A 25,117-nucleotide genomic window follows, 5' to 3' on the forward strand; every position below is an offset into this window, starting at 1 on the left:
AAATCATTTTCCTTATGCAGTTAATAAACGCAATAAATACTGCCAATCTTCACGAATTTCAGGGAGTTCTTGCTGGAGCGCACGAATTTTACGACATGCATGTAATACGGTCGTGTGATCTCGGCCACCAAAAGCAGTGCCGATTTCTGGTAAGGAATGGCTGGTTAACTCCTTTGCTAGCGCCATAGCCAGTTGACGCGGGCGAGCAATCGCGCGTGTACGACGTTTTGATAATAAATCGGCTACTTTAATCTTGTAATGGTCTGCCACCATACGTTGGATATTATCAATCCCGATTTGTTTTTCTTGTACTGCAAACAGATCCTTGAGCGAATCACGAATCAAATCCGTATCAATGGGATGGCGCTTAAAGTGTGCATCAGCAATCACTCGGTTTAAAGCACCTTCTAAATCACGCACGTGAGAGCGGATTTTTTGCGCAATAAACAACGCAGATTCTGCAGGTAAATGCACCTTGGCGAGGTCTGCTTTTTTCATCAAAATAGCAACCCGAGTTTCTAACTCAGGTGGATCAATCGCAACCGTTAACCCCCAACCAAAACGCGATTTTAAACGCTCATCCACTGCGATTTCTTTTGGATAACGATCCGAAGTGAGAATAATCTGCTTATTTTCTTCCAGTAGGGCATTTAGGGTATAAAAAAATTCTTCCTGCGAACGCTCCTTGCTGACGAAAAACTGGATATCATCCACCAATAAGGCATCTAGGCTGCGATAAAAACGTTTAAACTCATTAATGGTGCCCAGTTGCAAGGCTTTTACCATATCAGCAACAAAACGCTCCGAGTTGACATACATCACACGCGCTTGTGGATTTTGTTGCTGAATAAAGTTTCCCACCGCGTGCATCAGATGCGTTTTACCCAAACCAACACCCCCATGAATAAACAAGGGGTTGTAAATACCACCAGGTTTTTCAGCGACTTGACGTGCATTCGCTCGGGCAAGCTGATTGGACTTTCCCTCCACAAAGGTATCAAAGGTATGCTGCAAGTTCAGCTGAGAGTTTGCCTTAGGTAAGGCTGCTGCCTTCTTTGATGAATTCTTTGTTGATGTATTGGCTTTGCCAGTATAAGGGCTTCTTTGTTGACGTTGGCGCTCCTCATGCTCACGGACTGAGCGCGTATAAGCTTGAATCCGTTCTGCAGCGGTACGTCCTTTATTTGCCTCAGCCGTTTGCGTCTTGGCTTGATGCTTGGGATCAGCTTGCGCTTCCTGAATCACTTCAGGGCAAGGTGCAAGCAGAGGGACTTGATGCTCGGCCTGTGATGCCTTGTCCTGCTTTTTCGTACTCGTTAAAAGATGCGCTTGTGCACTTTTGCTTTTTTTAGTCGTTTTGGTTTTTGTAGGCACCTGATCAAGTGAAGGCGTTGTTGCTGATTTGCTCGTCAAAGAGGTATTCGATTTCTGGGCACGGCTTTTTTTCGCTGTTTTTTTAGGTGCCGCAAGTGGTTTTTCGTCAATAGGCGCATCTTGAGCTTCTTCTATGACTTGCGAAGGCTCAGCAGCTGCTGGTGTACTCGGTTTTGTTTGGCGCGTTTGTACACGTCCAACCGGCGGCTTAGGGTAACGCGCCGCCGCCGCTTGTGCTGAGGTGCTAAACCCTGAGGTTTGTACCAAGTTATCTTGTACTAGGCTGTCAGGGGCAGGTGCACTGGCTTTGCTGCGTGGATTAGAAACCGTGCGACGGCTGCCTATGCCAAGCTTAAGATGTGGTGGCTGCAAATCACATAAATCTGTTAATAACTCACGAATACGATGCTGGTATTTATCGGCAACCCATTGCATCACAAAGCGGTTCGGTGCAAGCAAGCGTAACTCATGCTCGTCACCTTCTGCTTGTAGTGGGCGAATCCAAGTATTGAAATGCTGTGAGGTGAGTTCATCTTGCAAATAACCTAAACATTGCTGCCAAAGTGCTTGTGCTTGCATGCGCATCAGCCCCATCAAGGATCCCTAAATTTAACTTGATTAATCCCCGCAGAGATTAATAAAGGACAGGCATTCTACCTAAGCCGAAACAAGTTATCCACAGCTTTATCCACAGGCACACAATGAAAAATCGTTTTGGGAATGAGCAAACTTATCCACAGGTCATGAATGAATTGATCAGTCAATTATGTTGGATTGCCGTTAGCAACCCAGCCTAGGCTACTGTGAAATACAGCCACAAAACAGGCATAATAATTTGTTTAATCAAGGGTTTCAGACAAGCCTTGCAGGCTTTTCGACAAGAGAGCAAAACGTGCCGCAAACAGCAATCAAAGAGTATTTCGGTGATCTTAACGCCGGAAGTGGTAAACACTCGGTTTCCGGTCTGGGTTCAAACACGGCGGCAAAAGAGTCGATTCGGGTGGGTTTTGATTACTTTAAAGGCAATCTGAACCGTATCAGTGCTTCAGCCAAGTTCTCTGGCCATGAATATCATCTGCACGTTGTTGAGCTGCATAATACCGGGCCCAGCACTAAAGCGTCTCTGGCGGCTTTAATCGCCTTCTGTTCCATTCTGATGGCTCGCCCGACTCAGGAGCAAATGGTGGTTTTGGGGGAGATGACGTTAGGCGGTGTGGTCAGCTCTCCATCTTATTCAAGTGTGAACATACTTTGTCGTTGCTGCCGTCATCGATAAGAGAAGTGGACAGCCTCCAATGCGATGCAGACCATAACTGCAACATCAACCTAGGTAACTCATCTTGGATAAGTCTGTGACTGCTCCCCGCCCGATTGGGCGAGGGTTTACGCGGTTTTTGCTAAGCTGATAAGGCCTTAAAAGCTTCTAAAGCACGTTGGCGCGCTTGCGCATGTTCCACACAGGCGGTGGCATAACCGACACGTGCGCGTGTGGTGTCCTTAGGTTGGTGGATCTCATTTCCTGTCACTTGAGCCAACTCAGGAACCCAAGTACGAATAAAGTGCCCTTGTGCATCAAAGCGCTGACTTTGGGTACTTGGATTGAAAATACGAAAATAAGGCACCGCATCTGTCCCTGTCGAAGCAGCCCACTGCCAACCCCCATTGTTAGATGCCAGATCCGCATCAACCAAATGACGCATAAAAAAAGCCTCCCCTAAACGCCAATCAAGCAACAAATGCTTACTTAAAAACATCGCAGTCAGCATACGTAAGCGATTATGCATCCAGCCAGTGGCGACTAACTGACGCATCCCCGCATCCACCAAGGGATACCCTGTGCGCCCTTGGCACCAAGCAGCAAACGCGGCTTGGTCGTGTCGCCAAGCGAGCTTATGCGTTTCCAGCTTAAAAGCTTGGTTGCGGCTGACTCTTGGGAAGGCATAAAGGATATGGCGGTAAAACTCACGCCATACAAGTTCCGCAACCCAGCGGCTAGCACCTGCATCCTTATGGGCTGCGCTTGGGTTTAACGCCTCGGCATCTACCGCTTGAATCCGAGTTAAGGCTTGGCGTATCGACAAAGCACCCACTGCCAAAGCACCAGAAAGCCCACTGGTTGCTTGCAAACTGGGATAATCACGTGCTTGCGTGTAATCAAGCAAGCCCGCACGATAAGGAGCAACCGCTTGTTGTGCCTCAATAAAAGCCTCGAATTGCTGGCAAGCGGCCTCACTGCCTACCACCCCATGAGCTTGTACACTAGGGTAATAAAGCGCCCGCGTATAGGCACTAAGATCCCAAGGATAATCGGGCCAGATCGCTTGGATTTGCTGAGTATCTTGTGTTTGCCAGTGGAGGCAGATCCGAAAAGGTGTTGCTTGGGGGAATTCAGGTAATTTGGGCCACTTTTGGGCTTGCGGTGGCGGGCAGGTATAAAGACTTTGTTGTGCAAGACTAGCACACCATTTTTTATAAAAAGGGGTAAAGACCGTATAAACCTTGCCTTGTCCTGTCAGTAAGCTACCTGGCGTAAAAATGACCTGATCATCATAACTAACCACCTGGTAGTTGGCAGCTTGCAGCGTTTGAGTCACGTGCTGATCACGTTGGCGCTCGTTCCACTCGTATTCACGATTAAAATACACAGCAGACACTTTCAATTGGCTTGCCAGCCAATGTAAGCCTTGGCTGACTTGGCTAAAATCATTAACCCACAAAAGATAAAGGGGAATCCCTAAAGTCTGTAGCTCTTTTTGTAGTGCTTGCACGTGTGCAAGCCACCAAGTCACTGCTGGTGCGCCCAAGCCATGCATTTGCCATTGTTGAGGCGTCACCACATACACGCCATAAACACAAGTGCTTTGTGCAGCCTGATATAAAGCTGGGTTATCTTGGGTACGTAAATCTCTACGAAACCATACTAAAGCGGACATAACATCAGATTCCTCACACAATACACAGGCACAACTTGCAGTCTTCTTTATGACAAATGGGGAAACCAAGCAGGCAAAGCACCCAAAGAGAACGCTTGCAAAGGCAGATAATGCAGACCCTCTTTCGCGACCCAAGCTTGATTAATTTCAATACCTGAAGTACCACAGAGTGCAAAAGCTAGGGGTGTTTGCTGTTTTAGACGCACCAGTTGGCGTTTGACATGTTGGGTCAAATGGTGATCTGTATGAATCAAGACCAAATGGACGCCCAAAGTTTGTCCAATAAAACCGACTTCATTGATGTCAATTGCTTGATCTAGCCAATGGACCTCACAGCCTAAATGGGCTGCTTGTAAGCAGAAAAAGCCATATTCAAACCAAGCGGTACTCCCAGGTGCACGTACAAGTAACAGCTTGAGACGTTGACTTTCTGTTTGCCAAACACTTGTCTGGCTGGCATACAAGGTTTGATTGATCCGCACCCGCAAAAAGGTCTCTAAGACTTGTAATTGTGCTTGCGCGGTGAATTCTTGTGCGCGTTCTGCTTGTAATTGTTTCAGGCAAGGTTCCCAGATTTGCTGCCAAGCAGATAAAACACCGTATTCAGTTAAGGTTTGCCAATACACGGATTCAAGTTGTGCCAACTTTAAATAACGAATGGCTTGCGTTAAACGCTGCCGCCAAGTTTTTAAACGCTCTTGTGGTGATTCTAAAGTCAGATCTGTCGTACAAGGGACCACTTCTGCGGTGGGGGTTTCTTGTGGATGTTGCAAAAGTTCGCCCACTTGGCTAATGGGCACACCTCGGTTAACCCATTCTAAAATAAGCAAAATTTTATCAATATCCTGTTGGGAATAAAGACGATGTCCTTTGGGAGTACGATGGGGACAAATCAAGCCGTAACGGCGTTCCCATGCGCGCAAGGTGACAGTGTGAATACCTGTCAGCCGAGAAACTTCACGAATGGGAAACAAAGGTTCATCTTCTGCCGGGGTGTTTAAGTGCACCCGTTTGGCGTTAGAGGCTTGATCTTCAGATGACAGGGGCGTCGGCAGACTCATGCAACACAAACTCCTAAGAAGTAAACAGCATCAAATTGAGATCCTTACCATATCGACCCTACAAATCGTGTGACCAGCCCAAAATAGGTGAAGCTCGCAACCTCAAGCGCTAGCAATCACTTGCGCTAATGCGTTTTGCATCACAGGATGCTGGCCGACAGGCGCTAACAATTCTAGCGAAATGTGTGGATACTGGATTTGTAGGCGTTGGATCTCAAGTGGGACATCTTCACGCAAGTGGCGCCCTGCCGCAAAAAATAAGGGTAAAATGCGCAGATGTCGAATATTAAGCGCGACAAGCCTCTCCACCGCTTCACTTAAGGAAGGGCTAGCAAGCTCCATAAAGGCCAAACTGACATCTTCACGCTGCAAATGGGCCACTAAATCAACAAAGGGTTGGCACCATTGCGGATCTCGGCTGCCATGCGCTAATAATAAAGTATGGGACATGTTTAAACGTCTCCTGTGCATACATCAAAGCCACGTGCACGCAGTAAATGCCCTGCTAACTGATACCCACTTTGCCAAGCATCCTCTACTTGGGTACCTAAACACCAATCACCACATAAACTAATCCCTGTAGCGCTACGCAAAAAACCTCGGTTCAGTGGATTTTCGGCCTGTGCATACAGCCAGCGGTGCGCCTCTAATAGTTCAGGTTCAGCTTGTAAGCTGGTATTGGGTAAACAAGTGCGCGCTGCCTCTAATAGCACAGCGGCAACATCCTGCGCTGAGGTTTGTAAATGATGTGCACTCCATTGGGGATCACTGAGCAACACCCAAGCACTCGCTTGCGCTTGCGCCTGTTCGGTGGCACGTTCCGGCTTAGTGCTTTGGCAGCTAATCCAACGCAAAGGCCCGCTATTAACCGCACAGGCGATTTCTTGGGTTTCCCCCTGTGGAAGATACACATAAGCGGCCCAAACCGCTTGCATCTGTACTTGAGCGACTGTTTGTGCAAGCTGGCTATCATGCGCTTGCAATAAAGGCACGGCTTGGGGTGCTGGTGTTGCTAGTACCACTTGTTGAAAGGGACCATATTGGCGGGCCTGTTCATCGGTGAGATACCAAAGATGATCACGACACGCAAGAGATTCAATACGTACTTGGGTTTGTATCTGTAAATCTTGCGCAAGATGCCGACTTAAAGCCGTCATACGTGGTTGAGCCACCCAAGCCGATGGCCAAGTTTCCTCTGCTGTCTCTACCTCAGTGCCTAAACTTGCAAAATGTGCAGGGCTGTTAGCTGGATAAGTCCACATTTGTTGAGGCCAAGGCGCAAGTATTCCTTGTGCATACCAAGTATCAACTTGATGTGCAAAGTCTGCATGTTGTGCACGAAAAAATTGTGCTCCTAGATCAAAAGTGCCCAAGGCGGTGCGTCGGCTTGATAAACGTCCACCAGGTCCACGGCTTTTTTCAAAGAGTACAACAGGCACACCAGCATCCTGTAAACGACGTGCACAAGTCAAACCCGCAATCCCTGCACCAATCACAGCTAAAGGGTATTTCGAGGTATCGGGAGGGGATAAAGAAGAGGAAGTCACCGGGAAACTCCTGTAGCGAATAAGGGTTTGTGAATCAATCAAACAGGCAAATTAGCAAGAGACTCACTAGACTTAGAATGCATAATTTATTATACGGAATACACTAAGCTGGAAAAAATGTATAGTCATTGTATAAATATTTTATTGTCTATCCAAGTTTAGGCATCACTCAAGAGGAAGTCGCTATGCATATTTTAATTACAGGAGGCACAGGGTTTGTCGGTCGTGCCCTTTGCCAAACCCTAGTCAACCAAGGTCATACTCTGTATTTATGGACCCGCAACCCAGCCAAAGCACACCGGCACATCACACACACCTATGATCAGGCACAACAAGCCAATATCCATTTAAGTGATCAATTAGAAACTTGGGCTAAACGTCCTATAGAAGCGGTAATTAATCTGGCGGGTGAACCGATTGCTGATCAGCGCTGGACGCCTGCACGGAAAGCCTTGTTAGTGGAAAGTCGTGTACAAAGCACACAACAGCTTGTCGCCTTTATGCACACGCTCAACCCTGCGCCTAAGGTACTTTTAAGTGCTTCTGCGGTTGGTTTTTATGGCGCACAAGGTGCAACAGAGGTCAAGGAAGAGAGTCCAACACATGCTGGGTTTACCCATGAGCTGTGCGCGCAATGGGAAGAAGCAGCCCAAGCTGCGGAAGCCTTAGGCACGCGTGTGTGTCGAGTTCGTATTGGGTTAGTGCTGGAACAAGAGGGTGGCTCTTTAGCGAAAATGTTACCCGCGTTTAAACTCGGTTTGGGTGGACGCTTGGGATCAGGGGAACAATACATGCCTTGGATTCATCGCCAAGATTTGCTGAATATCTTGTTATTTTTGCTGGAACGCCCGCATTTATCAGGGGCTTTTAATGCCAGTGCGCCTACCCCTGTGACCAATGCAGTTTTTACACGTCAGCTAGGTCAGGCGTTAGGACGTCCGGCATGTTTGCCTATGCCTGCACCTGTGCTGAAGTTAATCTTTGGGGAAATGGCGCAAGATTTGCTCTTAACAGGCACACGCATGCTACCTGCGCGTTTGTTGTCTGAAGGTTTCTCGTTCCAGTATCCTACGTTAGATCAAGCGCTTAGTGCGATTTTTACCAAGTGAATCCAAGCCCAGATTGTTGCAAAAAACTAGGATATGCATCAGCAAAATATGAAAATCCCTTTGGTAAACGTGCATTCGCTCGCCGCTCGAATTAGACTATGGCGGAGTTAAACCAATGCAGAGTCCCTAATGACTCTGTAAAACCTTCTGTCAGGGACTCAATTTCTTGGTCTTTAGACAGCATTCGTAGCGAAAAGCGATGAGTCTGCGCCCTTAAGTTCGTGCTTGAGTACGCCTCAAACGGGCGACTTTCGGGGACGGTCAATCGCACTAACACCATTCAGGATTCGACTCAGTGACCAGACAAAACACCTATACTCGGGATGAACTGCTGGCATGCAGCCGTGGTGAGCTTTTTGGCCCTGGCAATGCGCAACTTCCTGCGCCTAATATGCTGATGCTTGATCGCATCGTTAATATCAGTGAACAAGGCGGTGCTTATAATAAAGGCGAGCTGATTGCCGAGCTAGATATTACCCCTGACCTTTGGTTCTTTGATTGCCATTTTCCAGGTGACCCTGTGATGCCAGGCTGTTTAGGTTTAGATGCCATGTGGCAGCTGGTGGGCTTTTATTTAGGTTGGCTAGGATGCCCTGGCCGTGGGCGTGCGCTTGGGTGCGGTGAGGTGAAATTTACCGGCCAAGTACTCCCAGAAGCACGCAAGCTTACCTATCATATTCACATGAAGCGTACCATTACACGCAAATTAGTTTTAGGCATTGGTGATGGTACTGTGGCGGTGGACGGGCGCGAGATCTATCAGGCTAAAGATCTACGTGTTGGCCTCTTTACCTCCACGACTGGTTTCTAACGTGAGGAGGCAGCCATGAAACGAGTCGTAGTGACCGGAATGGGCATCATTTCTTGTTTAGGCAAGGATGTAGAAGAAGTAACCCAATCTCTGCGTGAAGGACGCTCAGGGATTAGCTTTCAACCCGAATACGAAGCCTTAGGTTTTCGTAGTCAGGTGGCTGGTAGCCCTAAAGTTGACTTAGACGCTATGATCGACCGTAAAGTCAAACGCTTTATGGGCGATGCCGCCGCTTATGCTTACTTATCCATGCAACAAGCGATTGCTGATGCAGGTTTAACCCCCGAGCAGGTTTCACATGTACGTACTGGCTTGATTGCCGGTTCAGGTGGTGCCAGCTCTGCTAACCAGGTTGAAGCCGCTGATGTGATGCGTGATAAGGGCTTACGTCGTGTGGGGCCTTATCGGGTCACCCGTACAATGGGAAGTACCGTCTCTGCTTGTTTAGCCACACCTTTTAAAATTAAAGGGGTGAACTATTCCATTTCTTCTGCTTGTGCAACCTCTGCACACTGTATTGGTAATGCAGTGGAAATGATCCAACTGGGCAAGCAAGATGTGGTCTTTGCTGGCGGTGGCGAGGAAGAACACTGGAGTCTTTCTTGTTTGTTCGATGCTATGGGCGCGCTATCGACTAGCTATAACGATACGCCTGAAAAAGCTTCACGCCCTTACGATCGTACACGTGATGGTTTTGTTATCGCAGGCGGCGGTGGCATGTTAGTGCTAGAGTCCCTCGAGCATGCGCAAGCACGCGGCGCAAAAATCTATGCTGAAGTCGTTGGTTATGGTGCCACTTCTGACGGTTACGATATGGTGGCCCCTTCTGGTGAGGGTGCGGTGCGTTGTATGCAACAAGCCATGGCGCAAGTGGATGGCCCGATTGATTATATCAATACTCATGGTACTTCCACACCTGTGGGTGATGTCGCTGAGTTAAAAGCGATTCGTGAAGTCTTTGCTGAGCAATGCCCTGCAATGAGCTCCACTAAATCCCTCACAGGACACTCGTTAGGGGCTACAGGAGTACAAGAAGCCATTTACTCTTTGCTGATGATGCAACATAACTTTATTGCAGCATCTGCGAATGTCGAACAGCTAGATGATGCTGCTGCAGGCTTGGATATTGTCACTGAACGCCGTGATCAAGTACAGCTACAGCGTGTGCTTTCAAATAGCTTTGGCTTTGGTGGTACCAATGCGTGCTTGGTGTTCCAGCGCTATTAATCTGGCTGGTAAGTCTTGACCGCTTAGTACGTAACACCTCGCCCAATAGGGCGTGGAATCATCAGCAGTCTAGAAATAAATGCGCATGCCGTCTCCTGATGAGGTATTGGAGACGGCTGAGCTTGTTGGTGCATCCAAAGATTATCCCGAGGAGGCCTTGGATTTATGTCCCCGATTGCGGTGTACGCAGGTAGCTTCGATCCTATCACTTATGGACATCTTGATATTGCACAGCGTGCAGCACGCATGTTTAGCAAAGTTTTGATTGTGGTAGCACACAATACCAGCAAGCAACCTAGATTTGATCTGGCAACCCGTATCCAACTTTGCCAACAGGCTTGTGCTCACATTCATAATATCCAAGTGATAGGTTGCGAAGGCTTGTTGATGGATTTGATGCGCGAACAAGGCGCACAAGTGTTGGTACGTGGGGTACGTAATGTGGCCGATTTTGAATATGAAGCCCAAATTGCCCAAGTCAATGCCATGCTCTTGCCTGAGGCCGATACTTTATTTCTCACACCTAAGGCAGAACATGCGTTTATTTCATCCAGCATTGTCCGTGAAGTCGCACGCTTTGGTGGCAACTTACAGCCTTTAGTCCCTGCTTGTGTTATCCAAGCTTTTGCACAAGCCGATTAATCCCTGACCTCAATCTAGAGACCTCTTTTATCTGGATTGAATCCTGTGAAACTCTACCCTTTAGAGTCCTGAGGTGAACCAAAATGGCCTTATATATTACTGATGAATGCATTAACTGTGATGTATGTGAACCTGAGTGCCCGAATGGTGCCATTTCACAAGGTGAAGAAATCTACGAAATCGATCCTAATTTGTGTACTGAGTGCGTAGGCCACTACGACGAACCCCAGTGCCAGCAAGTCTGCCCTGTAGAATGTATTCCACAAGATCCAAATCATGTGGAAAGCAAAGACGAATTAATGGAAAAATACAATATTATTACTGCCGCGATGTAAGCCTTTGTAAGGCATGTTTAGGCCCCTTGCGCAAGCGCAAGCGGGCTTTTTTTGTGAAAGGCTGTTTTTTGCTTTGCAGTATTTCATTGTCAGCTTACACTATCCAAGCTACAAATTGTAACATAAGCAGCTCAAGGAGAAGGGAGTGCAACAACGGCTGTTCAAAATTTTATTGAGCATTGGCTTATTATTAATTACTAGCCTAGGGTTAGGGTTTGGCTATCTTATTCATCTGCATACCCAAGAGTTCTTAGATGCAGAAGTGGCAAGTTTGCATCAAGGCATTCAAGAAAGAGTCACTTTTTTAGATGAGATTACCCAGCGTGAAGATACTTATCTTGATCAAAGATTACAGGTGCTTTTGCCCAATATTTATCGCTTATTAACTGCAGATCAAACACCTTTAGCACAGGTTTCTTTAGATAGACTCTTTTTAATTAAAAATATGTATGCTGAGTATGGCCAACTCGATATTTATATTTTAGATCCTCATTCTAATATTATTCAAACCACTAACCCCAAAGAACTAGGCGTCCATTTAGCAAGTTATGGTACCTTCCGTGAGCGTATTTTTGACCGCTTGCAAACGCAAACTTTATATATTGACCGTTTTAGCACTTCAGCCGTAGAAGGCAGTTTACGCAAGTTTGCTTTTTATCGACCTAAAACCAGTAGTGATTATACACTAGAAATTTCTATTGATTTTTATTCGTATTTGGAAAAAAGATACTCCAAAGAATATACGGAGCTTTTTAAACCCAGTGCTTTTAATACTTTTGTACAAACCAATCCGTTTGCTTATTATATTGATCTTTATTTAGTCAAAGCACACTCTGCTTTTTCTTTAATTCACCAGAATCATCAAATGAGCCAAGAAAATATTCGTAAAGTCCAAGCCTTAGGCTATCTAGAAAAGCAAGAAGGTAATTTTTTAAAGGTTTACCAATTGCTTAAAGAAGCCAATCCAGACGAAATCCTTGGCCATACCTTGATCTTAGAGACAGAATTTAATTTACAAAACTTGAATCGTTTACGCAATGCATTGATCTTAGGAAGTGTTTTATTAAGTCTTGCCTTGCTGGTGATGATGTTATTTATCTTACGTGCGCGCTTGCATAAAGATTTTATTGAACCTCTCACACAATTAAAATCAAACTTAGAGCAGCTTAGCCAAGGCCATTATTTATTAAGCTTGCCTGAATTCAAGTATGAATTTAAAGATATTGCAGCCGCTTTTGTACAAATGAGTCATGCAGTGCAAGCCCGCGAGCTTGCTTTATTGGAAGCACGTCAAGTCTTAGAACAAAGGGTACAAGAACGCACTCTTGCTTTGCAGGAAGCAAAGTCCTATGCGGAAAGCTTAGCGCGTACGGATATGTTAACCCAGTTACCTAATCGTCGTTATTTAGAAGAACATTTTGAATATTTAATCCGTGATCAAAACACCTATCCACTAACGTTAGTTATTTTTGATTTAGACTTTTTCAAAAAAGTTAATGACACTTATGGGCACCATCTAGGCGATCAAGTGTTAATTCATGTTGGCAATTTAGGTTCTTCTTTAATACAAGCGCCGGCTATGTTAGGGCGTTTAGGTGGCGAAGAGTTTGTCATTTTATTACCCAATATGCACAAACAAGCTGCTTGGATATTAATGGATGAATTAAGGATTCATGTTAGCCAAACACCGGTTTATGTGTCAGGCCAGCCCCCAATTTATGTCACCTTAAGTGCTGGTGTGGTCACGGTGACGCAAAAGGAAAAAACGCAAGCAAGCTTCAAGCATTTATTACGTTGTGCAGACGAAGCCCTTTATCAAGCTAAAGCCAGTGGGCGTAACTGTGTACGCTTGTACACCCCCAATTAGAATATGAATTTTATTCATATAAAAGTAGGAAAGATTTCACTGGTCAACCACAAAATAAGTAGGCGACAATGGCGGACAAAGCAGTGTTTTTGTCCAAATAATGAATTTTTTGCAAGTCTCTAGGGTGGCAGCCAATGCAGCAAGTAGCCGTGAGTTTCGAATTTTTCCCTCCTAAAACACCTGCGGGTGAAACCAAATTGATCCAAGTACGTGATGCACTGGCACAAGCGCAACCTGAATTTTTTTCCGTAACCTATGGTGCCGGCGGTTCTACACGTGAGCGGACGTTAAGCACGGTCGCAAGCATGCGCCAAGCAGGGGTTAATACCGCACCGCATTTATCTTGTATTGGTTCGAGTCGTGAAGAACTGGCCTCTTTATTAGATTTGTACAAGGCACAAGGTATCAATCGTTTAGTTGCCTTACGTGGTGATTTGCCTTCAGGCATGGGGGATCCAGGCGAGCTAAGATATGCCAATGAGTTAGTGCAGTTTATTCGCGAACACAGTGGTGATCATTTTCATATCGAGGTGGCAGCCTATCCAGAAACCCATCCACAAGCGGTGAGTTTCGAGAAAGATTTACAAAACTTTTGCCGCAAGGTAGAAGCGGGGGCCAATTCCGCAATCACCCAATACTTTTTCAGTGCGGATGCTTATTTTTATTTTGTAGAACGTTGTCAAGAAGAAGGGGTACAAGTCCCTATTATCCCAGGGATTATGCCGATGACCAATTACAGCAAGTTAGCGCGTTTTTCGGATGCTTGCGGCGCAGAAATCCCACGCTGGATTCGTAAACAATTAGAAGCCTATGCGGATGATAGTGATAGTATCCGTGCATTCGGTGAAGAAGTGATCACACGTTTGTGTGAAACCCTCATTGCCAATGGTGTCCCTGCGATTCACTTTTATACGCTCAATCAAGCAGAGCCTAGCCTTGCACTGGTGCGTAATCTCGGTTTAATGCCTAATAAAAGCCAATAACATTTTTTAACCCCGTACCAGCAAGTACGGGGCTGATCACTTTCTTAATAATCAGATAAATTTCCCTAAACCAACTGCCTGACGCACCTCATCCATCAAAGGTGCCGCATAAAAGCGGGCTTTTTCTGCACCTTTTTGCAACACCTGCTCAATATAATCTGGGGCTTCTAGTAACCTTTGATACTCTTCACGGGCAGGTGCAAGCTGACGATTGATCTGTTCAAAGAGCACATTTTTCATTTCCCCCCAACCAATACCCTCGGCATAACGGGTCGCCATCGCCTCGATTTCTGCTTGAGTCGAAAAGGCACTATAGAGCTGAAATAAGGTGCAATCTTCCGTGGTTTTCGGTTCGCCTGGTTCTAGGGAGTTGGTTTTAATTTTGCGTATTAGCTTCAGCAGTTGTTTCTCACTGGCAAACAAGGGAATGGTATTGTTATAGCTTTTACTCATTTTGCGCCCATCTAATCCGTTGAGGATTTCCACTTGCGCATCCACTTGCGCATTAGGCAACACAAAATAATCGCCTTGATATAAGTGATTAAAACGTCCAGCAATGTCTCTGGCCATTTCGATATGCTGAATTTGATCTCGACCGACAGGTACTTGATCTGCCTTAAAGAGTAAAATATCCGCTGCCATCAAAATAGGGTAACTATAAAGCCCCATGGTGACGCCTTTATCTGGATCTTGTGCTTGTTGATTCTCTTGCACGGCCGCTTTATAAGCATGGGCACGATTCATTAATCCCTTAGCACACACGCAAGTGAGCATCCAAGTCAACTCTGGGATTTCTGGAATGTCAGATTGACGGTAAAACACCGCCTGATCTGTATCCAAACCTAAAGCGAGCCAAGTGGCGGCAATTTCCCGACGCGATTGCATAATGCGGCTGGCATCTTGGCATTTAATCAGTGCGTGCAGATCGGCTAAAAAATAAAAGGCTTGTCCCTCAGCTTGGATTGCAGGACGAATAGCGCCGATATAGTTACCCAGGTGGGGCGTGCCTGTTGTGGTAATCCCTGTTAGGATGCGGGGTTTGCTGGTCATAACTAAAAGTTTCCTTGGGGGATAGGTGCAATCATCTTGTTCGCATCTTTCAATAGCGACAAATAAAGCAGAAAATTTGCGTTAGTTTAACGATAATTCGCCGTATTTTTATCTTTTTCGGTGCGTATTATATTGGAGATTTGCCTATACATTCTAGGAAGCAAGCGCACATCCTAGATAAGTTGTGCGAAAGTTGAGCCTAATAGGCGTGTTCGTTGCAGAAGACTTTCCAAGGCATAAATATTTATCTTATTGATTAACTAAAGAAAAATGCCTTAATAGGTTTTTTAAACCCGCTGTTAAACAGGTACACTCGATGAAAAAAACACCCTTGTATCTCGCATGGGCCCTGCTTGGTGCCGCACCTGTGATGGCGCAAACACCCGACCGCTTTGTGGTGGAAGATATCCGTGTGCAGGGCCTGCAACGGGTCTCTGCGGGTACCGTGTTTGCACAATTCCCAGTCAGCGTGCAACAAGAAGTTGATGCGGAACAACTGGCACGCGCGGCCAAATTCTTATTCAAAAGCGGTCTTTTTGACGATGTGCGCCTTGCACGTGATGGCCAAGTGTTAGTCCTGCAAGTCCGTGAGCGGCCGACAATTGCTAAAATCGAATTGGAAGGTAACGATCAGCTTGATTCTGAGGAGCTTTTAGCTGGCTTAACCCGTGCTGGTTTACAAGAAGGCCAAGTTTTTCAGCGTGCAACCTTAGCAGATATTCAGCAAGAGCTAGAGCGTCTTTATCATGCGCAAGGGCGTTATAGTGCGCGGATTCAAGCCAAAGAGGAAGCGCTTGATGGCAATCGTGTACGCATTGAAATTGATATCAATGAAGGCAGTGTCGCACGTATCAAACATATCAATCTACTAGGTAATCAGGTCTTTGATGATGACACCTTGTTAGATTTGTTTGAGCTGGAAGCTGGCCCAAGCTGGCACTGGTTTTACACGGCAGATCAATACTCACGCGAGCGCTTAAAAGGGGATTTAGAGACCCTTAGATCCTATTATTTTGATCGTGGTTATTTGCAATTTAAAATTGAATCGACTCAAGTGGCCTTAAGCCCCACCAAAGATGCGATTTACTTAAATATTGCTATGCAGGAAGGGCCACAATATCAAGTCGACACCATAGAGCTGGCCGGAGATTTGGTACTGACAGAAGCGGAATTACGAGCCTTAATTCAATTAACGCCGGGGCAAACTTTCTCGCGTTCTTTGATGACCGCCAGCACAGAAGCCTTGCGTCAACGTTTAGGGAATGAAGGCTACACCTTTGCCAATGTCAATGCGCTGCCACAACTTGATGAAGCAACGCAAAGCGTCAAACTAGTCTTTTTCGTTGATCCAGGCCGTCGCAACTATGTACGCCGGATTCGCTTTAGTGGCAATACAGGCACTATGGATGAGGTCTTGCGGCGCGAGCTGATCCAAATGGAAGGCGGTTGGGCATCCACGGAGCAAATTCAACAATCACGGGTACGCTTGGAACGTTTGGGCTTTTTTAAACAAGTCGAGGTGGAAACCTTACCGGTTGCAGGACGACCGGATCAAGTGGATGTACATTATCGGGTTGAAGAACAAGCTGCCGGCAGTATTTCTGCCAGTGTGGGCTATTCGCAAAGTAGTGGCATTGTTTACGGTTTGCAGATCTCACAACGCAACTTTTTGGGCACGGGAAACCGAGTCACCATAGCCGCACAGCGCAGTGATTACCGTGATAGTTACACCTTCTCCTATTATGATCCTTACTACACTCAAGCCGGTGTTAGCCGTGGTTTTAGCCTCTTTTATCGTGCCACCGATTACGAAGAAGGGGATGTTTCTAACTTCACCACGGATACTTACGGTGCCAGCCTCACCTATGGTTATCCCTTATCAGAAGATAGCCGCTTAAGTTTTAGCTTGGGTTTTGATCAAACGGAAGTGAAACCCGCGGTGGATGTGGTCCAGGAAGTCAGTTACTTCCTCGAACAAGAAGGGGATAGCCATTTTGCTTACAAGCTCACGGGGCGCTGGATTCAAAACCGCTTAAACCGCGGCATTTTGGCCACTGCTGGTAGCTATCAAAGTGTTAGCTTGGAAGTGGCAACTCCAGGGAGTGATCTCACTTTTTATAAGCTGAACTATCGTGGGCAAAAATACTTTCCCTTGGGAGATGATTGGTCGATACGCGTGCGCACAGATTTAGGCTATGGCGATGCTTACGGCTCTCAAGAATGGATGCCTTTTTATGAGCACTATTACTCTGGTGGCCTAGGTTCTGTGCGTGGTTATAAATCCAACAGCATAGGTCCACGCACCACACCCAGTTTAGTCGGTGGAGATACAGATCCTTTCGGTGGTAATTTCTTGGTTGAGGCCAGTTTAGAACTCATTTACCCCTTGCCTTTTGTACAAGATCAACGCTCGCTACAAACCTCAGCGTTTATTGATGCAGGCGGTGTATATAACAGTGCGTGTTATCCCGTATCAGATGCCTGTGAATCCGGTTTCCATACACAAGGTTTACGCTACTCTGCAGGTGTTGGTTTAACTTGGCTTACGGGCATTGGCCCTTTGACCTTTAGTATTGCCAAAGCCTTAAATGCTGAGGCTGACGATGATACTGAAGTTTTCCAATTCTCTTTAGGACAAACTTTTTAGGAGTTTTTTATGAAAATCAAATCCTTAATGCTCGCTGCTTTGATCAGTCTCAGCCCTATGGTGCAAGCAGCGCCGGAAATGGCTGTGCTGGATTGGCAAGCTGCCTTGTTAGCCTCTGATAAGGTAAAAAGTGCCTTTGAGCGTATCGAACAAGAGCTGGCAGGTGATAAAACCAAGGTGCGCCAACTTGCAGAAGAAGCTAAAGCACTGCAAGAACGGATGCAAAAAGATGGCGCGATTATGGGTGATGCGGAAAAGCGTAAACTGAACCAACAAATTCAAGAAAAAGCCCAAGAATATCAATTTCTTGTCAGTCGTTTACAACAAGCACAGCGTGAGCGTCGTCAAGAAGTGATGCGTCAAGCCAAGCCTCACCTTGATGAAGCCATTCAGCGCTTAATTAAAGAACGCAAGCTGGATTTATTACTTGATCGCCAAGCGGCAACTTTCGTGGTACCTCAGTATGATATTACTCAGGAAGTTGTCGACCAACTTAACAAGCTTGCAAAGTAACAAATCAGTCACCTGTTCTTGCTGCGGACACAAGATGGAGTCCCTGCCCTTGTCGGTGCGCAAGTGGACGTGCCCTGTTTGTTCAGCAGGGCTTGACCGCGACGTTAATGCCGCGATCAATTTTCGACAACAAGGTATGATCAAACTCAGGGCCGAAGGACTGTCGGTTCCTGCCAATGGCGGCTTGCGTCAATCCGGTCACAAACCGGTTGCAGCCTGAGACGTTGGAAGCATCGCCTGACAGGGCGGTGAGCAGTCACATTCAGCATTGCCAAGAGGATAGACGGATGCGTATTTGGGGTATGGGCGTTTTAGGGCTGAGTCTTCTTTGGAGCGCCTCGGTACAAGCACAAACTGATCTTGTCGAACATCAAAGCCAGTTTGGTTTTCGTTATCAGCTACCTACTTATTGGAAAGTGCTCAATGCACAGGAATTAGATGCTGTGCTTGGGCGCTTTGATCGTGACACGTTAAACCAAGCACAAGTCGATGCTGAAATTGTGCAGTCGTTAGAACGTCAGGTGCGCCAAGATTCTTGGGAGATGATTTACAACACCCAGAGTGTGGAAGGTGATTTTACCGACAACATTAATATTAACCGAGTGACCTCAACAGAACTAATTCCTGAAAGCCAAGCACAAATTACCAGCTTATGTACAGATTTACAGCAGATATTAACGCAAAATTTGCAACATCCTATTCAGCTGGAAACCTGCTCTTATCATCAAGTCGATGATCGCCCTGGGGTACGCCTTGCGTTTGAACTACCCAATGGCAACTGGCAACAGCAATATATGTTTCAAAGCGACAATATGCGCTCTGTGGTACTCGTAGCAACCTATGCCTCACGCGATAGTACAGAAAGCCAAAAAGATGTCGCGGCTATGATAGGTAGCCTGAAGTTTACTCAATAATTTGCTAGGTGGTTGCTATGGGAAAATCAGGCCCAAAAGCGGCGGCAAAAAAAACTTCGTCTTTACGGATCATCAGCGGTGATTGGCGCGGACGGCGTTTACAATTTACCCCGACATCTGGCTTGCGCCCGACAGGGGATAGAATGCGTGAAACCTTATTTAACTGGTTGCAATTTTCTATTGCTGGGCGGCGTTGCCTTGATTTATTTGCAGGCAGTGGTGCGCTTGGCTTGGAAGCTTTATCTCGGGGTGCAGCTTGTTGTGATTTTATCGAGTTACAGCCCCAAGCGGCCCGCCAAATTCAAATGCATCTAAACACTTTAAAGGTGCCATCCAGCCGTGCCCAAGTGCATCAGAAAAATGCGCTCGCTTGGTTACAACAAGTGCCCGTATCTTCTGTCGATGTTGTTTTTCTTGATCCACCTTTTCATCAAGATTTGCTGGCACCCAGTCTCCAAGGCTTAATACAAGCCGCTTGCTTAGCACCTCAGGCATGGATTTACATCGAGCAGGAAGCGCAAGCACCGCTTCCTCAAGTACCTAGCCATTGGCGTTTATTAAAGCAAGCTCGGTCTCAGGAGGTGCAGGCGCTTTTATATCAAGTGGTCGATACACTATAAAAAATCTTCTCGCCTGCGTGGAACTTTTTGCCCTGCTAGAGGGACTATCTTGTGTGCCTAAGCTTGGAATCTTGCATTAAAGCCGCAATATACAAGTCAGCAACCTCAATAAAATAAGCATTTTTGTGATGGGATTATAAAGGAGCAGTACTATGGGTCTATTTGATATGTTTAAAGGCGATAGCGGCGACGCTATGACTCCACATTTAGCCTTTGCAACCTCTTTGCTCTACATGATTGCTGCAGATGGTGAGTTTGATAACGAAGAAATTGGCCAACTGCTTGCCGTTTTAGGTGGTGAGAAAAGCGGTGGTACCATAGGTGTTGGTGCCAATAACCGTGCTTTGCTTGATTCTGCACAGCGTTATATCCGCAGCCATAGTTTGGAAGAGTTTTTACAAGAGGCGACCCCACTGCTCACAGATGCGCAGAAAATGTGCATTCTTACCAACTTGGTCGATTCTTCCTTAGCAGATGGCGAAGCTGAGCCAGAAGAACAAGTTATGTTTGGTAAGTTCTTGGAAGCCTTCGGTATTCCTGAAGAGCGTTTCCGTCCTTTCTTTGAGGTGATTGTGCTGAAAAATGATCGTGCGGTGTTCACTCAAGAAGATCACCCTAAAAATGCACCAGGTTTCCAAGTGACTCTGTCTCAGTAACCTGTATTTTGCTTATACAAAAAAGAGCCTACCTTTACGGTAGGCTTTTTTATTGGTGCCTTTGCAAACACGCACTGCTAAGGCAAAACCTCTAACGTTGCTGAGTAACTCGCTCTTAATTGGGCTTCTTTTAACCAAGGGCTGGGCACTTGGTGTTCTATTTCTAACCAATACCAACCGGCTTGCGGCCAAGTCACCTTAAACTCACCGGCTTGATTGGTGGTGGTTTCTACCTGCACCACTTGATCTTGATATCTTTGCCCACCAGCAACCACAGTCACAGCCGCATTTGCCAAACGTTCACCATTAAAATACACACTAAAGTGTGCGCTTTCGCCCACAACCAAATCATTCGGGTGTGTACTCGGCACCATGCTTAATCCTTGTGCTTGCGGGGTTAAATGGGTAAAGGTCGGCGCTCCCAAGGTGATAAAGGTTTGGATACGGCTATCGGTTTGCATCAGCTCGATCTGGGTGGCATCGGCAGGCAACTCATTTAAACGTGCTAAAGAACCACGCCAGCGGTGCGTTTTACCTGCATGTTGATAACGTGCAAACACACCTTGACGATGTTTCTCTACAACGTAAGTCCCTTGCTCTTGCAATAAAAGATCAAAGCTAGTGCGCAATTGACCTTGAGCACTATGTTCTGGCGTGAGTTGGCGACCACTTGGGCTGGTGATGGTTAAATCTTCAATCCCGAGTGCATGATGCTCAAAATAAAACAAACCGTTTGAAATGGCAGCATCCACACTGACCCAAGAAGAGGTTCCAGAAAGCTGTGAAGCAGAAGGTAAAATCCACGCACGGTGTGCATGGCTGACACCGGCTAATAATAATAGGCCGGCTGTCAGGCCAATACGTAGTAACGACATAATTAATTTCCTTGTGTAGACTGGCTAGGCATCAAGCTGAGGTGGCTAATCTCGTGTGTTCCTTGGACTTTCAAAGGGGCGTGCAAAGGCCATTGAAAAGGCAGGCTGACATGCTCACGGCCACCAACCTCACGCGCGACTTCAAGATGTAAAATGTATTCACCTGCAGGCAAATCACGCCAAGGTGCTTGCGTTAAGGGCCAACGTAAGGTATGCACACCTGAGGCGCGCGTCGCACCGGTAAAAGCATCGAGAGTTTGCAAAGTACGCCCTGTACGTCGCCACCATAGACGTAAATCCTTCAGCCAGGTCATGCCTTCCTTGTCAGGCATTTTGGCGTCATACCAAAGGTTTAAGGTCGCTAGAGCCTGTTGTTGCGGATCACTGAGCCATAAGGCCACATAGGGTTTGTGATATTCAGCAACCTCCAAGGTTGGCAAGGCAATTTCTACTTGTACTTGTTGCGTTTGCGCCCATGAGATCGGCGCGATCAGCAAAAGTATCCCGAACAGATACCGTGTGAACATAAAAAAGGTCTCCCAATGACCCAAGGCCACCGACAGGCAGCCTTTGATTTATCCTAAAAAAATGAGTACCAAAATGGGCAGCACACTACCCCAATAAAAGTATTGGCGGGCTTGTGGCCTGTGCTTCCATAACAGATACATGCCAGACAAAGCACTAAACACACACAGCAAGGCGCTTATGTCCATAACCCAATGCCAGAGGGCGCTTGTATGGCGACCTTTGTGCACATCATTGAAATATGCAATCCAACCACGAAAGCGTGATTCGTAGACGAGTTCTTGCATTTGCCAATCCAAAGACAACCAAGCCTGCGCTCCTGGGGTATCACGCACGTAGTACCATTCTTGTGCCTCTAGCTGACGGCTAAAATCGGCTAAAGCAATTTGGTGTTGCGCTTGCAACCAAGCTTCAAATGCAGCAGGCCCTTCAAGACGCCAAGCCTGCATTTGTTCTGAAGATAAAGACAGATTCAAGCTGACTAGGTGTGCTGAAGCAGGAAACCAAGCCGACCGATTAAGGGTAATCCCTGTGAGACTAAAAAAAATCAATAGGGTCAGTACCCAAGCGGAGCTGACCCAGTGCCATTGGCGCAGCCGGTAACTCCAACTTTTTGGCTTAGCCATTTTGTTAACATCCTTTAGGTGCGAATTACGCCCAAGCCTTCGTTCACCTCACTTGGCTGGCCATCATTAAAAATCGACGTTCAAAGATAACCAGAGGCGGCGCGCATCTTCATGGTTGGGATAATTGGAGGTGTAGGCAGCATTGCCAGAAGCATCCAGATAGCGTGAGTACTCGACAAAGTCTTTATCCAACAAGTTATAAAGAGCCGCTTGGATACGCACACTTGGAGTAATCGCAAAACTCGTCCCTAGGTGGACCAGGGTATAAGCGCGATAATCGCCGAGTTGATCTTTCGCTTCCTGTGGGAAACCTCGACCGACTGCGCGGTAACGCTCACTGCGGTATTCGGCTTTTAACCAGGTCGCGAAACTTGGGGTGACTTGCCATTGTAATTTGGCATTCAGCATATGTTCTGGGGTATCTGTGAGCGGTTGTCCGGCTTGTGCGCCACTTTTTTGCTCGCTATCTGTGTAGGTGTAATTCATTTGCAGCTGCCATGCAGGCGCAAACTGCCAACGACTACTCAGTTCGAGTCCACGTGTGACGGCCTCATCAACATTAATGCTATTGCCATAGGTATCTAAATCAGGCCAATGACCATAATCGACACAACCGGCACGATTGGGCGCATTAGCATAGCTACAATTCAGCAAGCCGGCGCCTGAGGCAATTTTGTCTTCAAACTCATTATTGAACAGGGTAACGCTTGCACTCAGATCGGCGTCTGGCTGGTAATATAGGCCTAACTCAGAGCTAATACTGGTTTCAGGTTCTAAATCAGGGCTACCTATCAGAGGAATCGTTCCCTGGCCACCAAAGCCCACGATGCCATCAGCCAGTTGATCTAAACGCGGCGTTTTATAGCCACCACTGACGCCCCCTTTTAACGTCCATGCAGGCGCTAACGTCCATACCCCGTAGACCCTTGGGCTGGTGTGGCCGCCAAAGGTACTATGATCGTCATAGCGTAAGCCCAGAGTCAGATTGAAATCATCGTGCAGATGCCATTCATCTTCTACAAAGATAGATCCTTGCTGATGATCAAAGGCGTTAGGCGCGACCCCATCTTGCATTTGTGCATCCCAATACTGGCCGCCTAAAGTAATCCAGTGTGCTCCTCGACTACCGACCCACTGTATATCGGCAATGCGGTTTTCCGTTTCCAAAGTGCGCGCTTGCCCTTTATTGAGACCACTTGGCACAATGCGCCCTAAAGTTTCGGTTTGATTGTAAGTAAAACGGGTTTCCAGTTGACCTTGTGCAAGCGGCATTTGATGCGCAAGCAAATATTGATCACGATTGAATTTAAGCTCGTCAGCATAGCCACGCACACCCAGGGTACCGAGCTGTCCCTCTGAGTTGTCATAAGTTTGGCGTGCGCTTTCTACATCCAACCAGAGCTTTTGTTGGGGATTGAGCTTGAAGGTTAAACGTCCGCCAACAGAGTAGGTCTCAGCTTCTACAGGGCTGGGGCCGCGTTTGCTCACTTCCACCTGCTCGCCTGCTTCCGAGGGATAACGCAAATCACTGGCTTGGCGTTGATCTGTTTGTCCGCGTAGCGTTAGCCCAAGTTTATCTTTAATTAAAGGGCCACTGAGGTAAGCTTGGGTGCGGTATTCATTACCAAAATCTTCATCAAACTGATAGGTACTACTGAACCCCAAGGTACCACGCCATTCATTGCTTACCGGACGGGTAATAATATTGATGATACCGCCCATCGCATCCGAACCATATAAGGTCGACATAGGGCCGCGAATCACTTCAATACGTTCAATGGCGGCTAAAGGTGGCATAAAACGGGTTGCTGTTTCCCCAAATCCGTTAGGAGTTACATTACCAGCAGGGTTTTGCCTTTGACCATCAATCAAAATCAGGGTGTATTCGCTGGGCATACCGCGCAAACTAATATTAAGACCGCCGGTTTTACCCGCACTTGCACCCACATCGACCCCTTCAACATCCGCAAGCGCATCGGCCAAACTCGAATACTGGCTTTGTTCCAATTGATCGCGCGTCACTACATGAATACTGGCAGGCGCTTCCCGCATGGACTGTTCATAACCTGTGGCACTGACCACAAGGGTATCCAAGTGTGTCGTTGGTGTGCTTGCATAGCTCCAACCTGTAGGCAGAGCCAAAGCAAGCGCTAAGGGGGTGAGTTTAAAGGGGGACATGGGCCTAATTCCTTATCAGCAAAGATAATGAGCAAAGAAACCTATTCGGTTAGGCCACACAAAATACAATTATTATCATTTGCAATCAAGATGCATAAAGATTGTTTTTTAGATATGCATTACCCAAACATCACCTGCCAACACATCATGGATGCCATTCAGGGTGACCATCAGGAACATGGTTATCATACAAAGAGAGGCATTGAGAGACTGGAACAGATGGAGGGAGGGGAGCTCAATCCCCTATAAAATGCTTATTGCTGGGCTTTCAGTTGGCGGATTTTCAGTAAGGCTTTACGGTTTAAATTTTGTAATGCCTGCTTATCGGCTTCGAGTTGCTCAATACGGGTTAGCAAACTGCTTTGTTGTGTCTGTTGGTTTTCTAGGGCTTGTTGTATTTGCTGTGCTAATTGCTGTTCTAGCAGACTGATTCTTTCTAACAAGCGCGCTTGGCTTGCTTCAAGTGTTTGCAAAATTTGATTTTGCTGCGCAACCAGATGGTGCAGTTGCAAGCGTTCTTCTTTTGCTGCATAAGCTTTTAATTGTGCCAAATCTTGTTTCAGGCTTTCGCTTAGTTCGTCCATCGACATGCATTTTGCTCTCAATGAAAAAAGAATAAGCCCT

The 25,117-nt window shown here is 46.6% G+C and carries 25 protein-coding genes; 14 read left to right on the top strand and 11 right to left on the bottom strand.

Annotated elements, in window-relative coordinates; translation table 11 throughout:
* Positions 1-12: 12 nt before the first annotated feature.
* Positions 13-1,968: a chromosomal replication initiator protein DnaA gene (gene dnaA, locus BMX05_RS04005; RefSeq protein ID WP_093308685.1), complete on the bottom strand. Its 1,956-nt coding sequence runs from the start codon at positions 1,966-1,968 to the stop codon at positions 13-15.
* Between the two features lie 241 nt (positions 1,969-2,209).
* Here dnaA and BMX05_RS12680 point away from each other — a divergent pair, with 241 nt between their 5' ends.
* Complete coding sequence (locus BMX05_RS12680) at positions 2,210-2,650, top strand: S16 family serine protease (RefSeq protein WP_245710430.1); 441 nt, start codon at positions 2,210-2,212, stop codon at positions 2,648-2,650.
* Between the two features lie 121 nt (positions 2,651-2,771).
* Here the strand turns inward: BMX05_RS12680 and BMX05_RS04015 are convergent, their stop codons facing one another.
* From BMX05_RS04015 to BMX05_RS04030, 4 genes are all read right to left on the bottom strand, one after another.
* Positions 2,772-4,307, bottom strand: a complete 1,536-nt coding sequence (locus tag BMX05_RS04015) for a cryptochrome/photolyase family protein (RefSeq protein ID WP_093308686.1) — start codon at positions 4,305-4,307, stop codon at positions 2,772-2,774.
* 47 nt (positions 4,308-4,354) lie between these two features.
* A complete protein-coding gene (locus BMX05_RS04020; protein WP_093308687.1) occupies positions 4,355-5,368 on the bottom strand; it encodes a MerR family transcriptional regulator in 1,014 nt (337 codons plus the stop codon).
* A gap of 102 nt (positions 5,369-5,470) precedes the next feature.
* Positions 5,471-5,818 carry a sirohydrochlorin chelatase gene (locus BMX05_RS04025; RefSeq protein ID WP_093308688.1) on the bottom strand — a complete coding sequence of 116 codons (348 nt, stop codon included), beginning with the start codon at positions 5,816-5,818 and terminating at the stop codon, positions 5,471-5,473.
* A 2-nt stretch (positions 5,819-5,820) separates the two neighbouring features.
* On the bottom strand, positions 5,821-6,915 hold the full coding sequence (locus BMX05_RS04030) for an NAD(P)/FAD-dependent oxidoreductase (RefSeq protein ID WP_177166788.1): 1,095 nt from the start codon (positions 6,913-6,915) through the stop codon (positions 5,821-5,823).
* A gap of 185 nt (positions 6,916-7,100) precedes the next feature.
* Here BMX05_RS04030 and BMX05_RS04035 point away from each other — a divergent pair, with 185 nt between their 5' ends.
* From BMX05_RS04035 to metF, 7 genes are all read left to right on the top strand, one after another.
* The gene (locus BMX05_RS04035; protein ID WP_093308690.1) at positions 7,101-8,024 is read left to right on the top strand and encodes a TIGR01777 family oxidoreductase; all 924 of its coding nucleotides are present in this window, start codon (positions 7,101-7,103) and stop codon (positions 8,022-8,024) included.
* Positions 8,025-8,319: 295 nt separating this feature from the next.
* Positions 8,320-8,835 carry a 3-hydroxyacyl-[acyl-carrier-protein] dehydratase FabA gene (gene fabA, locus BMX05_RS04040; protein ID WP_093308691.1) on the top strand — a complete coding sequence of 172 codons (516 nt, stop codon included), beginning with the start codon at positions 8,320-8,322 and terminating at the stop codon, positions 8,833-8,835.
* 15 nt (positions 8,836-8,850) lie between these two features.
* Entirely contained in the window at positions 8,851-10,062 is a 1,212-nt protein-coding gene (fabB, locus tag BMX05_RS04045) for a beta-ketoacyl-ACP synthase I (protein WP_093308692.1), read from the top strand.
* 165 nt (positions 10,063-10,227) lie between these two features.
* Positions 10,228-10,704 carry a pantetheine-phosphate adenylyltransferase gene (coaD, locus tag BMX05_RS04050; protein WP_093308693.1) on the top strand — a complete coding sequence of 159 codons (477 nt, stop codon included), beginning with the start codon at positions 10,228-10,230 and terminating at the stop codon, positions 10,702-10,704.
* 83 nt (positions 10,705-10,787) lie between these two features.
* Positions 10,788-11,039, top strand: a complete 252-nt coding sequence (locus BMX05_RS04055; RefSeq protein WP_093308694.1) for a YfhL family 4Fe-4S dicluster ferredoxin — start codon at positions 10,788-10,790, stop codon at positions 11,037-11,039.
* Positions 11,040-11,184: 145 nt separating this feature from the next.
* Positions 11,185-12,906 (top strand): GGDEF domain-containing protein, encoded by a 1,722-nt coding sequence (locus BMX05_RS04060; RefSeq protein WP_093308695.1) that lies wholly within the window; start codon positions 11,185-11,187, stop codon positions 12,904-12,906.
* Positions 12,907-13,040: 134 nt separating this feature from the next.
* Positions 13,041-13,889 carry a methylenetetrahydrofolate reductase [NAD(P)H] gene (gene metF, locus BMX05_RS04065; RefSeq protein WP_093308696.1) on the top strand — a complete coding sequence of 283 codons (849 nt, stop codon included), beginning with the start codon at positions 13,041-13,043 and terminating at the stop codon, positions 13,887-13,889.
* Between the two features lie 51 nt (positions 13,890-13,940).
* Here metF and trpS read toward each other — a convergent pair whose 3' ends face one another.
* The gene (trpS, locus tag BMX05_RS04070) at positions 13,941-14,939 is read right to left on the bottom strand and encodes a tryptophan--tRNA ligase (protein ID WP_093308697.1); all 999 of its coding nucleotides are present in this window, start codon (positions 14,937-14,939) and stop codon (positions 13,941-13,943) included.
* 316 nt (positions 14,940-15,255) lie between these two features.
* Between trpS and bamA the strand changes: the two genes are divergently transcribed.
* From bamA to BMX05_RS04100, 6 genes are all read left to right on the top strand, one after another.
* Positions 15,256-17,586 (top strand): outer membrane protein assembly factor BamA, encoded by a 2,331-nt coding sequence (bamA, locus tag BMX05_RS04075; RefSeq protein ID WP_093308698.1) that lies wholly within the window; start codon positions 15,256-15,258, stop codon positions 17,584-17,586.
* Between the two features lie 9 nt (positions 17,587-17,595).
* Positions 17,596-18,099, top strand: coding sequence for an OmpH/Skp family outer membrane protein (locus tag BMX05_RS04080; protein WP_093308699.1), 504 nt, complete (start codon positions 17,596-17,598; stop codon positions 18,097-18,099).
* On the top strand, positions 18,050-18,319 hold the full coding sequence (locus BMX05_RS04085) for a zinc ribbon domain-containing protein (protein ID WP_093308700.1): 270 nt from the start codon (positions 18,050-18,052) through the stop codon (positions 18,317-18,319). The genes BMX05_RS04080 and BMX05_RS04085 overlap by 50 nt, the downstream gene beginning before the upstream one ends.
* A 67-nt stretch (positions 18,320-18,386) precedes the next feature.
* Positions 18,387-19,013 carry a hypothetical protein gene (locus tag BMX05_RS04090; RefSeq protein ID WP_093308701.1) on the top strand — a complete coding sequence of 209 codons (627 nt, stop codon included), beginning with the start codon at positions 18,387-18,389 and terminating at the stop codon, positions 19,011-19,013.
* A 17-nt stretch (positions 19,014-19,030) separates the two neighbouring features.
* Positions 19,031-19,633 (top strand): 16S rRNA (guanine(966)-N(2))-methyltransferase RsmD, encoded by a 603-nt coding sequence (gene rsmD / locus BMX05_RS04095; protein WP_093308702.1) that lies wholly within the window; start codon positions 19,031-19,033, stop codon positions 19,631-19,633.
* Between the two features lie 152 nt (positions 19,634-19,785).
* Positions 19,786-20,289 carry a tellurite resistance TerB family protein gene (locus BMX05_RS04100; protein ID WP_093308703.1) on the top strand — a complete coding sequence of 168 codons (504 nt, stop codon included), beginning with the start codon at positions 19,786-19,788 and terminating at the stop codon, positions 20,287-20,289.
* Between the two features lie 77 nt (positions 20,290-20,366).
* Here BMX05_RS04100 and BMX05_RS04105 read toward each other — a convergent pair whose 3' ends face one another.
* The 5 genes from BMX05_RS04105 to BMX05_RS04130 all read right to left on the bottom strand — a co-directional run bounded on the left by BMX05_RS04105 (position 20,367) and on the right by BMX05_RS04130 (position 25,083).
* A complete protein-coding gene (locus tag BMX05_RS04105; protein ID WP_093308704.1) occupies positions 20,367-21,164 on the bottom strand; it encodes a DUF4198 domain-containing protein in 798 nt (265 codons plus the stop codon).
* A gap of 2 nt (positions 21,165-21,166) precedes the next feature.
* Positions 21,167-21,691: a DUF2271 domain-containing protein gene (locus BMX05_RS04110; RefSeq protein ID WP_093308878.1), complete on the bottom strand. Its 525-nt coding sequence runs from the start codon at positions 21,689-21,691 to the stop codon at positions 21,167-21,169.
* A gap of 48 nt (positions 21,692-21,739) precedes the next feature.
* A complete protein-coding gene (locus tag BMX05_RS04115) occupies positions 21,740-22,315 on the bottom strand; it encodes a PepSY-associated TM helix domain-containing protein (RefSeq protein ID WP_093308705.1) in 576 nt (191 codons plus the stop codon).
* Positions 22,316-22,381: 66 nt separating this feature from the next.
* Positions 22,382-24,493: a TonB-dependent receptor domain-containing protein gene (locus BMX05_RS04120; RefSeq protein ID WP_093308706.1), complete on the bottom strand. Its 2,112-nt coding sequence runs from the start codon at positions 24,491-24,493 to the stop codon at positions 22,382-22,384.
* Between the two features lie 254 nt (positions 24,494-24,747).
* On the bottom strand, positions 24,748-25,083 hold the full coding sequence (locus tag BMX05_RS04130; protein WP_093308708.1) for a hypothetical protein: 336 nt from the start codon (positions 25,081-25,083) through the stop codon (positions 24,748-24,750).
* Positions 25,084-25,117: the final 34 nt, after the last annotated feature.

The sequence above is a fragment of the Allopseudospirillum japonicum genome, assembly GCF_900108915.1.
GTDB classification, from domain to species: Bacteria; Pseudomonadota; Gammaproteobacteria; order Pseudomonadales; family Halomonadaceae; genus Pseudospirillum; species Pseudospirillum japonicum.